This is a genomic window from Microbacterium sp. AK031 (assembly GCF_024807145.1).
Lineage (GTDB): Bacteria > Actinomycetota > Actinomycetes > Actinomycetales > Microbacteriaceae > Microbacterium.
On sequence record NZ_JANUCA010000003.1, the window covers coordinates 117,352 to 134,158 of the forward strand.

The 16,807-nt window shown below is 67.0% G+C and carries 13 protein-coding genes; 8 read left to right on the forward strand and 5 right to left on the reverse strand.

The window, feature by feature from the left end:
* Positions 1 to 3: 3 nt before the first annotated feature.
* The gene (locus HDC95_RS08605) at positions 4 to 1,533 is read right to left on the reverse strand and encodes an FAD-dependent oxidoreductase (protein WP_259062985.1); all 1,530 of its coding nucleotides are present in this window, start codon (positions 1,531 to 1,533) and stop codon (positions 4 to 6) included.
* 91 nt (positions 1,534 to 1,624) lie between these two features.
* On the opposite strand from HDC95_RS08605, the gene HDC95_RS08610 reads away from it, so the two are divergent.
* The 5 genes from HDC95_RS08610 (at position 1,625) to HDC95_RS08630 (ending at position 7,138) form a co-directional block, all read left to right on the forward strand.
* Positions 1,625 to 1,993: a CrcB family protein gene (locus HDC95_RS08610; protein ID WP_259062987.1), complete on the forward strand. Its 369-nt coding sequence runs from the start codon at positions 1,625 to 1,627 to the stop codon at positions 1,991 to 1,993.
* Positions 1,990 to 2,349 (forward strand): CrcB family protein, encoded by a 360-nt coding sequence (locus HDC95_RS08615; protein ID WP_259062989.1) that lies wholly within the window; start codon positions 1,990 to 1,992, stop codon positions 2,347 to 2,349. The genes HDC95_RS08610 and HDC95_RS08615 overlap by 4 nt, the downstream gene beginning before the upstream one ends.
* A gap of 104 nt (positions 2,350 to 2,453) precedes the next feature.
* Positions 2,454 to 3,044 (forward strand): TetR/AcrR family transcriptional regulator, encoded by a 591-nt coding sequence (locus tag HDC95_RS08620; RefSeq protein WP_259062990.1) that lies wholly within the window; start codon positions 2,454 to 2,456, stop codon positions 3,042 to 3,044.
* Between the two features lie 19 nt (positions 3,045 to 3,063).
* Positions 3,064 to 6,243, forward strand: a complete 3,180-nt coding sequence (locus tag HDC95_RS08625) for an efflux RND transporter permease subunit (protein WP_259062991.1) — start codon at positions 3,064 to 3,066, stop codon at positions 6,241 to 6,243.
* Positions 6,244 to 6,343: 100 nt separating this feature from the next.
* Positions 6,344 to 7,138, forward strand: coding sequence for a UvrD-helicase domain-containing protein (locus tag HDC95_RS08630; protein WP_259062993.1), 795 nt, complete (start codon positions 6,344 to 6,346; stop codon positions 7,136 to 7,138).
* Between the two features lie 679 nt (positions 7,139 to 7,817).
* On the opposite strand, the gene HDC95_RS08635 is transcribed toward HDC95_RS08630, so the two are convergent.
* A complete protein-coding gene (locus tag HDC95_RS08635; RefSeq protein ID WP_259062994.1) occupies positions 7,818 to 8,714 on the reverse strand; it encodes an aldose 1-epimerase family protein in 897 nt (298 codons plus the stop codon).
* 239 nt (positions 8,715 to 8,953) lie between these two features.
* On the opposite strand from HDC95_RS08635, the gene HDC95_RS08640 reads away from it, so the two are divergent.
* Entirely contained in the window at positions 8,954 to 11,422 is a 2,469-nt protein-coding gene (locus tag HDC95_RS08640; RefSeq protein ID WP_259062995.1) for a DEAD/DEAH box helicase, read from the forward strand.
* A gap of 217 nt (positions 11,423 to 11,639) precedes the next feature.
* Here HDC95_RS08640 and HDC95_RS08645 read toward each other — a convergent pair whose 3' ends face one another.
* Positions 11,640 to 12,179 (reverse strand): YaeQ family protein, encoded by a 540-nt coding sequence (locus tag HDC95_RS08645; RefSeq protein WP_259062996.1) that lies wholly within the window; start codon positions 12,177 to 12,179, stop codon positions 11,640 to 11,642.
* Positions 12,180 to 12,242: 63 nt separating this feature from the next.
* Positions 12,243 to 13,289: an Rv2578c family radical SAM protein gene (locus tag HDC95_RS08650; protein WP_259062997.1), complete on the reverse strand. Its 1,047-nt coding sequence runs from the start codon at positions 13,287 to 13,289 to the stop codon at positions 12,243 to 12,245.
* Between the two features lie 190 nt (positions 13,290 to 13,479).
* Between HDC95_RS08650 and HDC95_RS08655 the strand changes: the two genes are divergently transcribed.
* Together HDC95_RS08655 and HDC95_RS08660 are read left to right on the forward strand one after the other, a co-directional pair.
* Entirely contained in the window at positions 13,480 to 14,406 is a 927-nt protein-coding gene (locus tag HDC95_RS08655) for a D-alanyl-D-alanine carboxypeptidase family protein (protein WP_259062998.1), read from the forward strand.
* Between the two features lie 141 nt (positions 14,407 to 14,547).
* Positions 14,548 to 15,711, forward strand: a complete 1,164-nt coding sequence (locus HDC95_RS08660) for an acyl-CoA dehydrogenase family protein (RefSeq protein ID WP_259062999.1) — start codon at positions 14,548 to 14,550, stop codon at positions 15,709 to 15,711.
* Between the two features lie 214 nt (positions 15,712 to 15,925).
* Here the strand turns inward: HDC95_RS08660 and HDC95_RS08665 are convergent, their stop codons facing one another.
* Positions 15,926 to 16,801: a siderophore-interacting protein gene (locus HDC95_RS08665; RefSeq protein ID WP_259063000.1), complete on the reverse strand. Its 876-nt coding sequence runs from the start codon at positions 16,799 to 16,801 to the stop codon at positions 15,926 to 15,928.
* Positions 16,802 to 16,807: the final 6 nt, after the last annotated feature.

A 16,807-nucleotide genomic window follows, 5' to 3' on the forward strand; every position in this document is an offset into this window, starting at 1 on the left:
ACGTCAGTCCCCACCCGAGCGCGGGAGGCTCTGCAGATCGCGGAGCGCCGGACCCTCGATGCGTGTGCCGTCCGGTGCGAAGCGCGAGGCGTGCAGTGGGCAGTCCCACGTGCACTCGGCGTCGTTCCAGTCGAGCACCCCTCCCATGTGAGTGCACACGGCGTCGACAGCCCGAGTGACACCGCCCACTGTCGAGACGGCGACGGGACGACCTGCCCGGTTCGCCACCATGCCAGTGCCCTCGGCCGGCCGCGGGACCGGCACGGATCGGGATTCGGCACTGGCCCACCCGGTCGCGAGAGCGGCCGCGACCCTGCCGCTCTCGGCTGCTCCCCGAGCGATGTCGGCCGGCACGGTCAGTCGAGTGCCGATCGCGGTCATCCAGCTCGGTCGATCGTGCCGGTCGGTGCCTATGATCTCCGCGGAGAGGCGCAGCGCGGCGGCGGGAGCATTCGACAGCCCCCATTTGGCGTAGCCGGTGGCGAAGCGGATGCGCCCGAACCCGCGTGGCATCGCGCCGACGAAGGGGATGAGGTTGTGCGACTCGTAGTCCTGAGCCGACCACCGGTGGGTCTCCTCGGCATCCGGGAAGTACTGCCGGGTCCAGGACACGAGATCTTCGATCGCCGCTGTCTCGCCATCCGAGCGTCCGACCGGGTGCCCGTTGCCGCCGACGACGAGCTGCGCCGTCGCTCCAGGGCCGTCGTCGGTCGAGACGGGGCGGATCGATCGGGTCGGGCCGTCCACCGAGATGAAGGTCCCCTCGGGCACATTCCCCGGGACGCGGAAGGAGACGCAGTACGACCTGAGGCCGCGGACCTTCGCGAAGTAGAGGCCGCGGTCGATGATCGGCGTCCCTGTTGCGAGCACGACGTGTTGGGCGAACAGTGGCCCGTCGTCGGTTTCCACGCGCGGCTCTGGGACAGCGTGGGCGCCGGTGGCGCGGATGCCGGTATGCAGTGTTCCGCCCGCATCCAGCAGCTCTCGGGCCAGGGCCTGCGCGACGAGCATGGGGTCGATCGTCACCTGATCTTCGAGCGCGACAGCTCCGACGATCGGGAAAGGCGTCGTCGGCAGGTCGGCCGGTGCCAGTATCCGGGTCGCCAGACCCGCCTCACGCGCCGCGAAGTGCTGAGCCCGCACGGCATCGAGTCCGCTCGGACTCTGCGCGTAGGCGTGATCCGTGCGCACGGCGTACGGGACTCCGGCGCCATCGGCGAATGCGGTCAGCCACTGCATGCCCGCGCGGTTGGCGTCGACGTACGCCCTCACGAGTGGGGTCGTATGGTTCCGGCGGATCTTGGCCAGGGTCTGCCCCTGCAGCAATGAGAGTTTGCCCGTGTTCGCACCGGTCGTGAGCTCGGCGACACCACCGGCGTCGATCACTGCCACGTCCATTCCCTTGCGAGCGAGCATCACGGCGGTCGTAAGGCCCGTGAGTCCTGCGCCGACGATGACGACATCGTGTCGAGAGCCCGGTTCGAAAGGGGAGCCGAGGGGCGCGGTCGGTTCGAGCTTCCACAGTGGCAACATGCGGCCAGTCAACGTCGCTCAGGACATTGCCCCCATGGCCTTGACATCGTTGTGACGCGGTGGCAGGGATCGACGAGGATAGAGTGGCCGCGTGACTCTCCGCCGGCTGCTTCTCGTCGCGCTCGGCGGGACGCTCGGCACCGCGGCGCGGCTCGCGATCGCGCTGTCGATTCCGGATGACGGGGGCTTCCCCGTGGCGACGCTCGCTGTGAACCTCATCGGGGCGATGCTGATCGGCGTCCTCGCCGCGCGTCTTCCTGGCAGCTCGGACATGCGTGTGTTCCTCGGCACCGGCATCCTGGGCGGCTTCACCACCTACAGCGCCTTCGCCGTCGGCACAGTGCAGCTCTGGACCGAGACGCCGCTGCTCGCCGGTCTGTATGCGATCGTCACTCTGGCATTCGGCATCGCAGCGGCGGTCATCGGGATGCGCGTCGGCAGACGACGGGACGAACGATGACGCCGTTGATCTTCCTCCTTGCATCGCTGGCCGGCGGTGCCGGTGCCGCCCTGCGCTATCTCGCCGACATCGGCGTCAGCCGCCTCGCCGGTCGCCGTTTCCCGTGGGGCATCGTCATCGTGAACGTCACCGGATCGTTCGTTCTCGGCATCGTCACCGCGGCGCTGCCGGATGCCGCCTTCATCGTGGGTGCGGGCCTGCTCGGCGGATACACCACGCTCAGCACCGCGATGCTCGACACCATCGCCCTGTGGAAGGACGGCGAGCGACCGGCAGCGGCGGCGCACCTGTTCGGGACGTTCGCGATCTCGGTCGTCGCCGCGCTCGCCGGCCTCGCCATCGGCGTCGCTTTCTGACGCAGCGCTCGCGCCTGGCGCGACGACGGATCGGCACGCTCAGCATCCTCACAAACAGGAGAATGTACAAAAGTACATGTACTGCAGTCCAGAGGGGGAGGATCGTGGCTGAAGCCGTTCGCCGCAGACGCGATCCCGAGAGCCGACGCCTCGCGATCGTCACAGCGGCCGCCGAACTCATCACCGAGGTCGGTGTAGATGCGATCACTCATCGCATGGTCGCCGCCCGCGCCGATGTCCCACTCGGCGCGACGACCCAGTACTTCGCCACTCTCGACGATCTCCGCGACGCCGCCCTTCAGCAGCTTGCCGCGCACGTCGCGGAGCAGATGGCGGCCATCCGTGAGGTCATCAGCGAGCGTGGCGCGACCCCTGCTCTGCTGGCCGAACTGATCCACACGGCGCTCGCCGACGCGACGGCCGTGCAGGCTGATCGCGCGGTGGTCACCGCGGCCGTGCACGATCCGAGACTGCGCGAGCTCGCGCAGCACTGGACCGATGAGCTCGTCGGAATCTTCGCTCCTGTTCACGGCGACGACCGCGCCAGGGCAGCAGCCGTTTTCATCGACGGCGTACTCTGGCACGCGCAGATCCACGAACAGCCGCTCGATCAGCACCTCATCGAGACCGCGCTCAGCGGCATTCTCGGAACCGCCGAACGCACAGCATCCCCTGCACCGCCGTCCACCGCCTAGAGACAACCGAGAGATCACCGTGTCGAAACTCGCCATCCTCAGCCTGCGCAACCGTGCGCTGATCGCTCTCATCACGATCGTGGCCGCCGTGTTCGGAGGGCTGGCACTGACGAACCTCAAGCAGGAGCTCATCCCCTCGCTCGAGCTGCCATCGCTCATCGTCATGACCACCTACCCCGGCGCGTCCCCCGAGGTCGTGGAGAACGACGTCTCCACGCCGATCGAGACGGCGATCCAGGGCGTTCCCGGCCTGGAGTCCACGAGCGCGACGAGTTCGACGAACGCCTCGATCATCCAGGCGACATTCGCGTACGGCGAGAATCTCGCCACCGCGGAGCAGAAGATGCAGCAGGCGATCAACCGCATCTCCTCACAGCTGCCGGAGGATGTCGAGCCGCAGGTGCTGTCGGTGTCGATCGACGACTTCCCGGTGATCCAGGTCGCCGTCACCGGATTCGACGACGCCGATACCGCTCAGGCCGATCTCGAGAGCGTCGCGATCCCCGACCTCGAGGACGTCGAGGGCGTCAACGCCGCCCAGATCGTCGGCGGAATCGGGCAGCGCATCACGATCACTCCCGACGACGCGAGACTCGCCGCGGCCGGTGTGAGCAGCCAGGCGATCCGTGACGCGCTGCAGCAGAACGGCACGCTGTTCCCCGGCGGCGACATCACCCAGGACGGCCAGACGCTGACGGTGCAGACCGGTGCGAAGATCACATCGGTCGACGACATCTCAGCCCTCCCGCTGGTGGGCACGGCGGCAACCATCGCCGACGTAGCCACCGTCGCGTTGGAATCCGACGCCGTCTCGTCGATCTCCCGTGTGAATGGCGAGGACGCACTCTCGATATCGATCACGAAGCTCCCCTCCGCGAACACCGTCGAGGTGTCCGACGGCGTGATCGCGGAGCTCGACGAGCTGCAGGAAGCTTTCCCTGACGCGGAGTTCACCGTCGTCTTCGACCAGGCGCCGTTCATCGTGCAGTCGATCGAGACGCTCGCGACCGAGGGCATGCTCGGGCTCGTGTTCGCCGTGATCGTGATCCTCGTGTTCCTGCTGTCGATCCGCTCGACGCTGGTCACTGCGATCTCGATTCCGACCAGCGTGCTGATCACGTTCATCGGTCTGCAGGCGTTCGGCTACTCGCTGAACATCCTCACTCTCGGCGCGCTCACGATCGCGATCGGCCGCGTGGTCGACGACTCGATCGTCGTGATCGAGAACATCAAGCGGCATTACGTGGGCGATGCCGACAAGGGCGATGCGATCCGTCTCGCCGTGCGCGAGGTCGCGTCCGCCATCACCGCCTCCACGATCACGACCGTCGCGGTGTTCCTGCCGATCGTGTTCGTCGGCGACATGGTCGGCGAGCTGTTCCGACCGTTCGCGATGACAGTGACGATCGCGATGGTCGCATCCCTGCTCGTCGCGCTGACGATCGTGCCTGTGCTGGCGTACTGGTTCCTCCGCCCCGGCAAGGAGCTGGTCGACGAGAACGGCAACGTGATCGACCCCGAGCATCAGGATGCTCCGCCGACACCCCTGCAGAAGCTGTACCGCCCGATCCTCGGCTGGACGCTGAAGCACTCTGTCGTCACAGTGATCCTCGCGGTCGTGGTGCTCGGCGGCACACTCGCCGCCGCTCCGCTGATGAAGATCAACTTCCTCAGCGACACGGGCCAGAACACGATGACCGTCACGCAGGACCTCGGTCCGACGGCGAGCCTGGAGACGAAGGATGCCGCGGCGTCGGTCGTCGAGGATGCGATCGAGGGCATCGACGGCATCGAGAACGTGCAGGTCTCGATCGGTTCGAGCGGCTCGTTGCTCATGGATGCCTTCTCCGGCGGTGCCGGCGTGACGTACTCGATCATGACGTCGGCGGACGTCGACCAAGAGCAGCTTCGCGCTGATGTTCTTGATGCTGTCGACGATCTGGAAGACGTCGGCGAGATCAGCGTCAACGCCTCTGCGGGCTTCGGCTCGAGCGACATCGAGGTGAATGTCACGGCGCCGAACGGTGAGGCTCTGGCCGAGGCGACGGAAGCCGTGAAGGCAGAACTCGAAGGGCGGGAGGGCATCGGCGCGATCACGGACAACCTGGCCGCATCGCTGCCTTACATCGCCGTGGTCGTCGACCGTCAGGCGGCGGCCGAGCAAGGGCTCTCCGAGGTCGCGGTCGGCACGCTCGTGTCGGGCACGATGCGCCCGCAGCAGATCGGCTCCGTCGAACTGGATGACACGGCTCTCACGGTGTACATCGCCGCGACCCAGCCGCCGGCCACGATCGATGAGCTTCGTTCGCTGGTGATACCGAGCCCGCGCGGCATCACCACGCTGCAGGACATCGCGCTCGTCGAACAGCGCGAGGGGCCGACCTCCATCACCACCGAGCAGGGCCGTCGCACGTCGACGATCACCGTGCCACCGGCGTCCGACAACCTCGCTGTCGCGACGGCATCGGTCACCTCGGCTCTCGAGGCGGTGGACCTGCCCGACGGCGCCAGTGCGGAGGTCGGCGGCGTCGCTTCGCAGCAGGCGGACTCCTTCACACAGCTCGGGCTGGCGATGCTCGCGGCGATCCTGATCGTCTATGTCGTGATGGTGGCGGCCTTCAAGTCGCTGCGTCAGCCGCTGCTGCTGCTCGTATCGGTGCCGTTCGCGGCGACCGGTGCGATCCTGCTGCAGATCGTCACGGGTGTGCCACTCGGCGTCGCTTCGCTGATCGGCGTGCTGATGCTGATCGGCATCGTCGTGACGAACGCGATCGTGCTGGTCGACCTCGTGAACCAGTACCGCGAGAAGGGCCTGTCGACGCGTGACGCGGTCATGGCCGGTGGAGAGAAGCGTCTGCGCCCGATCCTGATGACGGCACTCGCGACGATCTTCGCTCTCACTCCGATGGCGTTGGGCATCACCGGGCACGGCGGGTTCATCTCGCAGCCGCTGGCGATCGTCGTGATCGGCGGGCTGGTCTCGTCGACCGTGTTGACGTTGATCGTGCTTCCGACGCTCTACAACCTCGTCGAAGGCGCGAAGGAACGGCGGCGGGCACGCAAGGGCGGACCGGATGCTGGCGGTGAGCCGCCCGTCGACGACCCCGATCCGGATGCGCCGACAGACGCTGCGCACGGGCTGACGCGTCGGGAACTGCGAGAGCAGCACGGCCTGTCTGCAGCGAACCCCGTCGACTGACGCTTCGCCAGGGATACTCTGCTTCCCAGGAATACTCCGCGACCCGGCGCTGTTGAGCGCCCAGTGCGCTGCCCTCATCCAGTGCACAGAAAGAGTGTCAGTGTCCCTGAACGACGTCACCACCCTGCCCGACCAGGACGAGATCGCGAACGAGACAGCAGTAACACAGGAACAATCCATCCTCGATGAGGCCTTCACGCGCCGTGATGACCTCTTACGTCAGCTCGATGCCGATCTTGCGATTCCCGCGGCGGATGCCGTGCATCACGCGAGGATGCGCATGATGGCGCAGCGGCGATCGGAGCTGAGGCACGCGGAGCAGGGCTTGATCTTCGGCCGGCTCGACGCGCTCGACAAGACGGTCAGGCATCTGGGGCGGGTCGGAATCCCCGGTGCAGATGCCGAGGAGGATGATCCTCTGGTGATCGACTGGCGCGCGCCGGCCGCACGTGCCTTCTGCACCGCGACAGCGGTGGATCCCCAGGGCCAGGCTCGGCGTCGGCACATCCGCACAAGTGACCGTAAGGTGCTGAGCGTCGATGACGAACCGCTCGACGGTTCGATGGCGAGCGATCTCGTCGGCGAAGGCGCGCTGCTCGCCGCGCTCGACGAGCGCCGAACCGGTCGTATGGGCGCGGCGGCGGCAACCCTGCAGCGTGAGCAGGACGACGTGATCCGTGCCGACGCGCACGGCCCGCTCGTGGTGCAGGGCGGACCGGGTACCGGCAAGACCGTGGTGGCGCTTCATCGAGTGGCGTACCTCCTCTTCACGCATTCCCGGCTCGCTGCCCAGGGCGTTCTGGCAGCGGGCACTGTCGGAGTATGCGGCGTCGCTGGTTCCGTGGCCGACCGAACTCGAACTGCTGTGGGAAGGCGAAAGATACGCGCTCGATGAGCAGAGGATCGCGAATGCGCACGCCTCCGCCACATCCGGGCGCTCCTACCATGCAGCGCGGACCATCTTCAAAGAGCAGATCGCAGACCTGCTCACTGACGCCATCGTCGAACGCAACGATGAGATGTTGGCGCAGATGGAAGAGGGGCTGGAGGACATCCTCACGGGTGTCGACGCTGGGCTGGAACGCTCCGACGATCGCGCCGTGGCCGACGGCAGAACCGGGGCTGAGATCGACGGGGTGCTCTCCGAAGAGGACATCGAGCGGCTGCGCGACCGGATCGCCGCCGACAGCGGAGTGGCTGCGCTACTGGATCAGTGGTGGCCGGTACTCGACACGACGACAGAGCTTCGTCGGCTGCTCGCCGACGACGCGCTGCTGCAGCGCTGGGTGCCCGAGCTCACCGACATCGAGCGCGCGGCCGTTCTCCGGGAGCCGAACGGCTGGGCGAGCAGTGAGATCCCTCTCATCGACGCGCTCGCCGCGTCTCTGCTCTGCGGGCTGCGCTGCCAGGTGCGACGGTGCTCTCCGCCACCGATGCCAAGGGGCTGGAGTAGGATGCCACGCTGCTCGTGGATGCCAACGGCATCGCTGCCGAGCCTCGCGGCTGGAACGGACTCTACGTCGCGCTCACCCGCTGCACCTAGGAGCTCGGACAGCTGCACGTGGCGTAGCGGATCAGCCCAGTTCGATGCCCCAGGTGAGACTCCACGTCTCGCCTGGGGCGAGGCGGCGGATGCCGAGACCGCTGTTCAACGCGTCAGCCGGAGCCGTCATGGGCTCGATGGCGACGGCGAGTGCATGTCCCGGGTAGTTCGTGGTCGTGTACACCTGCACGAAGTCGAAGCCCTCGCCCTGCCACAGTGTGACGCGTCGGCCGTCGGGGGCGGTGAGGGTGTGACGCACATGTCCGTCCTCATCGCGGTCGAGGTCGGTGAAGCCGGTGTCGAGCGTGATGTCACCGAGCCGCACGCCTCCGCGCAACGCCTCAGGTGCAGGAGAGGTGCCGGTGGGCAGCATCCGCTCGTCGGTGGTGAACTGCGTCTCGGCCGGCACCGTGAGCACCAGATCGTGCGGGTCGACATCGCCGATGGTGACGAACGGGTGCGTTCCGAGGGCGGCGGGGGCCGCAGCATCCGATCGGTTCGTCAGCGTGTGCGTGACCTTTACGCCGGCGTCGGTGAGCGCATAAGTGACCGTCGTCTCGATCTCGTAGGGGAAGCCGGTCTGCGGATGGATCGTCGCGTGGAGAGTGGCGGCAGCATCCGTCTGCTCGATCTCATAAGCGGTGAAGCGGAGCAGCCCATGGCTGGCATTGTTCAGCTTCGGCTCGCTGATCGCGAGCTGCTGAGCGGTGCCGTCGTCGTCCCAGGCGCCGTCGCGTACGCGATTCGGCCACGGCGCGAGCACCACGCCGGAGCACGACGGCGTGGGGATGTTCTCGGGGTAGCGCGAGATGAGGTCGATGCCTCCGACGGTGAGGCCGCGGAGCGAAGCGCCGACCTGGGCGATCTGCGCCGTGTTGGCACCACGCTGGAGATGGATCTGGATGCCGGTGGGGGATTGCGAGGTCACCATGTCATCGTACGGGGGTCTCTCTCAGGCGCTTCGGCTAAACTGGAGTGGTCGGCTTCGGGCAGCCGCGCATGGCGCGGGCGTTTATCTGTTGGAAGTGTGAGCCCAGGGGCCGATGGTGAGCGTTGATCAACGCGCATGAACCATCACATGAATGGCCCCCGGCCGACGGATGTCCGGGTTTCCCCGCGCGCGCAGCGCGGTGCTGTTACGTGCAGAGAACCCAGAAGGACACACCCATGCCCAAGAACAAGAAACCCCAGGGCGGCAGGCCCTCGCGCAACTTCGAGCCGCGCTACGGCGCGAACAAGACCTCGTTCCACGACCGTCACGCAGGTCGCCCCGATGGCGGACGTTCGGATGCCGGCGCAAAGCGCCCTTCGTCGAGCTCGTCTTCGCCGACCTCTGACCGCGGTTTCGATCGCCGTCCAGGAAGCAAGAGCCCGAGCCACCGCGGACACCGCCCGGCTGGGGCTGACACCGGTGCACCGAAGCGTCGCTGGAGCGATCAGGAACGCGCCGGTCGCGATGAGGCACGCGGCATCCGCAATCGTGCCGAGTCCGGTCGTCGTGAGACGCCGCACCACCAGGGCGAGCGTCCGCGCACCGACGGACGTCGCTTCAACGACGACCGTCCGCGCTTCAACAGCGACCGCGGCGCTGAGCGTCCGCGGTACGACAACGACCGTGGTGCCGACCGTCCGCGCGTCAACGACGATCGTCCGCGTCGCGATGATCGCGCCCGCCAGGATGACCGTCCGCGTCGCGATGCCGGTTCGTCGACAGGGTCTCGTTACCAGGGCGACCGTCCGCGGTTCAACAGCGATCGGGGTGCTGAGCGTCCCCGCTACGGCAACGACCGTCCGAGCGAGCGTGGGAGCGACCGCCCTCGATACAACAGCGACCGCGGCGCCGAGCGTCCGCGTTACAACGACGACCGTCCGCCTCGCGACGACCGTGCCAGTCAGGATGACCGTCCGAGGCGTGACGGCGGTTCGACGACCGGATCTCGCTACCAGGGTGACCGCCCGCGCTTCAACAGCGACCGCGGTGCTGAGCGTCCCCGCTACGGCAATGACCGTTCGAACAATCGTGGCGACGACCGGGGCAACGACCGCCCTCGATACAACAGCGACCGCGGCGCCGAGCGTCCGCGTTTCAACGACGATCGTCCGCGTCGCGACGACCGCGAGCGTACGGATGGCCGTCCGCGCTACGAGGATCGCCCTCGGGCAGGCAGCGAGCGCCCCCGTCGGGATGCTTCGGCAGGCTCAGCGGCCGGTTCTCGCGACCAGGGCGACCGTCCCCGCCGTGATGACACTCGCCGTGATGACCGCGGTCCTCGTCGTGATGACACGCGTCGTGATGACCGTGGTCCTCGTCGTGACGATCGTCGCAGTGAGCCGCGCGCGAGCCGCGACGACTGGAACAAGGCGTCGGCAGCCCCGTTCGAGAAGACCGAGGACGTCGTGCACGAGCGCCTTGAGGCGAAGACGGTCGCGGCCCCCGAGGTCGAGGGTGTCACGTTCGCCGATCTCGGGATCGGCTCGAACATCGTCGAGGTGCTGAAGGATCTCGGCGCGACTTCGCCGTTCGCCATCCAGGCCGCCACGATCCCGTCGATCCTCGAAGGACGTGACGTGCTCGGCCGTGGCCGCACTGGCTCCGGCAAGACCATCGCCTTCGGTGCACCGCTCGTCGAGCGCGTGCTGAAGTCGCAGGCAGGCAAGCGTCGTGAGTACGGCCGCAAGCCTCGTGCGATCGTCCTCGCGCCGACGCGTGAGCTCGCGCTGCAGATCGACCGCACCATCCAGCCGATCGCCCGCAGCGTCGGGCTGTTCACCACGCAGATCTACGGTGGTGTCCCGCAGGGGCGCCAGGTCGGCGCGCTGATGAAGGGCGTCGACATCGTGATCGGCACGCCCGGTCGCATCGAGGACTTGATCAAGCAGCGCAAGCTCGACCTCTCGGACTGCCGCATCGCGGTGCTCGACGAGGCAGACCACATGTGCGAGCTCGGATTCGTCGAGCCGGTGCAGCGTATCCTCCGCCACACGCAGGAGGGCAGCCAGAAGCTGCTGTTCTCGGCGACGCTCGACCGTGAAGTCGCTGCCCTGGTCGACGAGTTCCTCGTGGATCCTGCCGTCTACGAAGTCTCCGGCGAAGACCAGGACTCCGGCACGATCGACCACCGCGTGCTCGTGATCGAACACCGCGACAAGGCCGAGATCCTCACGTCGATGGTCGACCGTGCAGGCAAGACTCTCGTCTTCGCCCGCACCCGTGCATACGCGGAGACGCTGGCCGAGCAGTTCGACGACGCCGGCATCCCCGCGGCCGCGCTGCACGGTGACCTCAACCAGGCCAAGCGCACGCGCAATCTCGAGCGCATGACCTCGGGTCGCGTGCAGGTTCTGGTCGCCACCGACGTCGCCGCTCGTGGCATCCACGTCGATGACATCGACCTGGTGATCCAGGCGGATGCGCCGGATGAGTACAAGACCTACATGCACCGCTCGGGTCGCACCGGGCGTGCAGGTCGTGCGGGCCGTGTCGTCACGCTCATCACGCGCCAGCGCCAGCGCCGCATGACGGAGCTGTTGGGTCGTGCCGAGATCGATGCACCGTTCGAGTCCGCTCGGATCGGTGACGACATCATCGAGGAGATCACCGGGCGCATGCCCAGCAACGCCGAGATCACCGCGTAACAGCGTTCGCAACTCCTCAGAATCTTGAGGATCAGGGCCCCGGAAGCGAGTTCCGGGGCCCTTCTGCGTTGTTTGTGAGGAGTTATGAACGGCATCGGTGCCCGCATAACTCCGGAGGTCATGCCCCGGAGGCCGCGCGGCACACGGAAGAATCGCGGATCGGCGGAAAAGCTCCGGAGTTATGCGGCGGCTGAGTCGCCCGTAGCGTCAGCGGTGATCAGGCGGCGGAGTGCTCGTGCACTGCAGAGCTCAGCGTCGTGCCGTTCAGATCGAGGTACAGCTGCTGCTCTGTAACGGTCAGCGTCATGGTGTTGCGTCGCTCGAGCACTGCGGCGGCATCGTCGATGAAGCCGGGGTCGAAGCTGAACACCTGGATGGCCTCGGCATTGTGGATGCGCTTGCCTAGCCATGGTGCGATGACCTTGGCCGGGTCGCGATGCGTGTAGACGGCGATCCGGTCGGCGAGCTTGCTGCCGTAATGCAGCCGTTCGGCGTCTGGCGCCCCGACCTCGATCCACACCGTGACCTTGCCGGTCAGATCGCGCACGAGCACCGCGGGCTCTTCCGTGGACGAGATGCCGGCGCCGAACGTGATGCCCTCGGTGTATTCGAGGCAATAGGCGAGAGTTCGGGTGACCATGTACGCGTCCGTCTCGGACGGATGCCGGGCGACACGGAGCGTGAGCTCGTCATAGACGCCGCGATCCATATCGGCCAGCTGCACCGTGAAAGTGTGGATCATCGCGCCGATTGCCATAGTCATCGAGCCTACGCGTCGGGGTGCCCGGCTCTGACCAGCGCCGGGCCGCCGGAAGCGCCGTCAGAACAGCGTGGGAACTGGAGGAGCAGCGACAGCCGCGCGCGCGGAGGCCGGACGTGTGAGCCGCCGCGCCGGATAGGCCTCGTCGGAATGGCGGGCGTCGAGCCCGTGCGCGCGGATCAGCGGGCGGACCCGCTTCGCCAGCCACTGCCGGTACGGCTTCGGAGCGTCAGCCGCGGCCCCGGGGTACAGGCCGCGATACGACGATATGAGCTCAGGATGCTCGCGCTGCAGCCATTGCATGAACCAGCTCTTCACTCCGGCGCGGAGGTGCAGGGCGCCGTAGATGACGTGGTCGGCGCCGGTCTCGCCGATGCGCTGCAACGCATGATCGACGGCAGCGACGGAGTCGGTGAGGTGCGGGAGGATCGGCATCAGGAAGACTCCGACCCGGAACCCTGCATCGGCGAGCGCGCGGACGGTATCCAGGCGCGCTTGGGTGCTCGGCGTTCCCGGTTCGATCGAGCGCTGCAGTGCGTCGTCGTACATCGCGATCGACATCTGAATGTCGATCGGCACACTCTTCGCAGCCTCCACCAGCAGCGGGATGTCTCGGCGGATCAGCGTGCCCTTGGTGAGGATCGAGAACGGCGTGCCGGACTCCGCGAGAGTGCGGATGATGCCGGGCATCAGTTTGTAGCGTCCCTCTGCGCGCTGGTACGGATCGGTGTTCGTCCCCAGCGCGACGCTCTCGTGCTGCCAGCTGCCGCGCCGCAACTCCTTCGCGAGCACCTCGGCCACATTCGTCTTCACGACGATCTGCGAATCGAAGTCTCCGCCGCCGTCGAGGTCGAGATACTCGTGCGTACCGCGGGCGAAGCAGTAAACGCACGCATGACTGCATCCGCGATACGGGTTGATCGTCCAGCTGAACGGCATCCGCGAGCCGCCGGGAACCTTGTTGAGTGCAGAGCGCGCCAGCACCTCGTGAAACGTCATCCCCGCGAACTCGGGAGTCGTCACGGAACGGACGATGCCGGTGCGATTCTCCAGGCCGGGCAGCGCGGCGTCGTCCGCGTCATCGATCGTCTGTCCCTGCCACCGCATGCATTCATTCGAACAAATGCGCGATGTTAAGTCAAGCCTGATTCGAAGAAGTCTTCTATCTGATCAACTCCCGGACGCCGAAGGCCCTCGCTCGCGATGCGGCTCGCCGACTTGCGACATACCGAAGGTGACAGCGCCGCTCGATGACTGCCCGGCTGGCGCGCCTCCGGGTTCGAGGCAGAATGGAAGCATGAGCGGCGCCCATCACCCCCGGCACGCGTCGCGACCCTCACGCGTGCTGACCATCGCACTGCCCATCGGTCTTCTGGTGACGGCCCTCGGCATGCTGTGGGCGATCGCCGATGCGCCGGCTGTGGCGGAGGCCGAACTGCCTCCCGTGCCGGTCGTCGCTGCTCAACTCCCCGGCGTCGACGTCGGCGGAGTCGTGGCGTCTGATCCGTGTGCAGACCCTGTCGTCGCCGATGCGCTCGCGGCGGGTGACGACGAGGCGGCGATCGCTGCATTCGGCGGGGGTGCGGCGTTCAGGGACGCCGTCGTGGCAGGAAACGCGCCCTGCATATCGCTGAGCGATCCTGCCCGACTCTGGCTGGTCGTGAACAAGGCCCGACCGCTGGAGCCGCTGGACTTCGAACCTGCGGCGCTCTCCGGAGTCGATCTTGCGGCGACGACGTCATCCGATCGTCTCCGCCCGGATGCGCGTGACGGGCTGAACGCACTCGCGCGAGAGGCCGAGGCATCCGGTGCGGGCATGATCGGGATCAACAACGGCTACCGCTCCTACAACCTGCAGATGTCGACGTATTCCGGGTTCGTCGCCTCCGAGGGCGTCGTCGGCGCAGACAAGGGCTCGGCGCGAGCGGGATTCAGCGAACACCAGACCGGGCTGGCAGTGGATGTCGTCGCGTGCGACGACGGCTGCGGCGACATCGACTCGTTCGGCAGCACGGCGCAGGCCGCCTGGGTGCAGGAGCACGCGTGGGAGTACGGATACGTCGTCCGCTATGAGAGCGGCGCCAGCGACAAGACCGGATACATGCCGGAGCCCTGGCATCTGCGCTACGTCGGGCACCAGCTCGCCGCCGCCTACCACGAGGGCGGCTTCCACACGCTGGAAGAGTTCTTCGCGCTGCCTGCGGCTCCCGACTACCCGCACTGAGCCCGTTCTGTGGCATCCCACAAACGCGGTACGCAGTCCCACGTGTGGTGGGATGCATTCTCACAACGCGCTGTCCCCGCATCCGCTCTCCGCCCTAGAATCACGGGAGCAACGACGCACTGACACGTTCGGGAGGACGGCATGGAACGCGACATCTACGAAGAAGACCACGAGGCTTTCCGCGACCTGGTGAAGGACTTCGTCAAGCGCCACGTCAGTAACGAGAGCATCGAGAGGTGGGATGCCGCGGGCGAGATCGACCGCGAGACCATGCTCGCCGCGGGCGAGGCAGGCATCATCGGGCTCTCCGTGCCGGAGGAGTTCGGTGGCGCAGGCATGCTGCAGGACTACCGCTTCCGAACGATCGTGAACGAAGAGGTCATCGGCGCGGGTGCGGGCTCGCTCGCGGGCGCCTTCGGCATCCAGGACGACCTCGCCATCCCGTACCTCGTGCACATGGGCACGCAGGCGCAGAAGGAGAAGTGGCTGCCGCGCATGGCCACCGGCGAGGTTCTCGGCGCCCTCGCAATGACCGAGCCAGGGGCCGGCTCCGACCTCCGCGGCATCAAGACCACCGCGAAGAAGACCGAGGGCGGCTACATCGTCAACGGCGCCAAGACCTTCATCTCGTCGGGCAAGACGGCCGACATCGTCGTCACGTTCGTCAAGACGGGGGAGGGCAACCGTCCTGACGCGTTCAGCCTTCTCATCCTCGAGAACGGCATGGAGGGCTTCGAGCACGGCAAGAAGCTGAACAAGATGGGCTCGCACGGTCACGACACCGCCGAGCTCTCGTTCAGCGACGTCTTCGTCCCCGAGGAGAACCTGATCAGCGGCCAGGAGGGTCAGGGGTTCCTGCAGCTCATGATGAACCTGCCGCTGGAGCGACTGTCGATCGGCATCGCCGCGGCATCCGCTTCGCAGGCCGCGTTCAAGTGGACCGTCGACTATACGAAGGACCGCGAGGCCTTCGGCGAGCGGATCATCGACTTCCAGAACACCCGGTTCAAGCTGGCGGATGTGGCGACCACCGTCGACGTGATGTGGGCGTACCTCGACCGCGCACTGCTGGCGTACAAGGACAGCAAGCTCACTGCCGAAGAGGCTGCGAAGGTCAAGTTCTGGACGACCGAGCGCGAGTGGGAGATCCTCGACACCTGCGTGCAGCTGCACGGCGGCTACGGCTACATCACCGAGTACCCGATCGCCCGCGCTTTCCTCGACGCCCGAGTGCACCGCATCTACGGCGGCACGAACGAGATCATGCGCGACATCGTGTCGCGTCAGATCGCCGGCAAGCGCTGAGCTCGGCTTTCACACGGCCTCAAAGGAGAAAAGTGTCGGTTCTGGAGCATCGGAACCGGCACTTTCCTCCTTTGACGACGGGGAACCGCGTGTTCAGGGTCGACCGACCCCGTCGGCCGGCGCGAGCAGCAGTCCACCGGCGACGCCGAGCGCGGCGCAGGTCAGCAGCAGCGATGTCGAATTCTCGGACGGCGCCTGATGCTCTCCGAGCCGTTCACGCCACCGGCTCCGCGGCGGCCTCGCGGGCGGCCTTGGATGCAGGCGACGCCGCCCCGATCTTCCAGTATCCGCAGAAACTCACGCAGTTCTTGTCGACTCCTCGTTCGCCGACCAACAGCTTGCGCACCCCGGATGCCAGCGACTGCTCACCCGCGGCATAGGCGTGGAACTGCGCCGACGGCAGTACTGCCTCTCCGAGCGCCGAGAGCGCGAGAAGACCCGGCGTCGTCGAATGCGATCGGGTGATCCATTCGAGCGACACCCCGGACGGATGCTCGAACTCGAGCGCATCCTCAGCGGAGGGCACCTCGATTATCGCCAGACCCCTCGCCGTGGAGGGCAGCGACGCACAGATCGCCGCGATCGCCGGCAGCGCCGTCTCATCTCCCACGAGCACCACGTGATCGGTGCCGCGTTCGGGGTTGAACGTCAGCCCTTCGTCGATGATCAGCACGTGCTCGCCCGGCTTGCAGGTCTCCGCCCAGCGGGATGCCGGCCCTGCCGTCCCGTCGGCCGCCGAGCCGTGCAGCACGAAGTCGACGTCGATCTCGGCGCCCCGACCGGCGGTGGCAGGTCGGTAAGCGCGCACCGTGTAGTTGCGCATCACCGGGCGCTCGCCGTCGGGGATGCGCAGGAACTTCAGATACCCGAACATCTTGTGGGCCTTCGCCGGCACCCGCTCAAGGCCCGCCTCCCCGCCGACTGGGATGAACAGGCGGAACCACTGGTCATAGCCCATCGGGCGGAACTTCGAGATCTCGCCGCCGCCTAGTGTGATGCGTGCCCAGTGCGCCGCGAGCCGCTCGGAGCGCAGCACCTCGAGGTGCAGAAGCTCGGTCGTTTCGGGCTTGACCATCTTGCTGAATGCCATGGGGCG

Bases quoted from the DNA above. Each gene is read 5' to 3' on its own strand.
- HDC95_RS08665 (WP_259063000.1), bottom strand. From the start codon at position 16,801: ATGGCATTCAGCAAGATGGTCAAGCCCGAAACGACCGAGCTTCTGCAC.
- HDC95_RS08615 (WP_259062989.1), top strand. From the start codon at position 1,990: ATGACGCCGTTGATCTTCCTCCTTGCATCGCTGGCCGGCGGTGCCGGT.
- HDC95_RS08645 (WP_259062996.1), bottom strand. From the start codon at position 12,179: ATGGCAATCGGCGCGATGATCCACACTTTCACGGTGCAGCTGGCCGAT.
- HDC95_RS08660 (WP_259062999.1), top strand. From the start codon at position 14,548: ATGGAACGCGACATCTACGAAGAAGACCACGAGGCTTTCCGCGACCTG.
- HDC95_RS08640 (WP_259062995.1), top strand. From the start codon at position 8,954: ATGCCCAAGAACAAGAAACCCCAGGGCGGCAGGCCCTCGCGCAACTTC.
- HDC95_RS08650 (WP_259062997.1), bottom strand. From the start codon at position 13,289: ATGCGGTGGCAGGGACAGACGATCGATGACGCGGACGACGCCGCGCTG.
- HDC95_RS08605 (WP_259062985.1), bottom strand. From the start codon at position 1,533: ATGTTGCCACTGTGGAAGCTCGAACCGACCGCGCCCCTCGGCTCCCCT.
- HDC95_RS08655 (WP_259062998.1), top strand. From the start codon at position 13,480: ATGAGCGGCGCCCATCACCCCCGGCACGCGTCGCGACCCTCACGCGTG.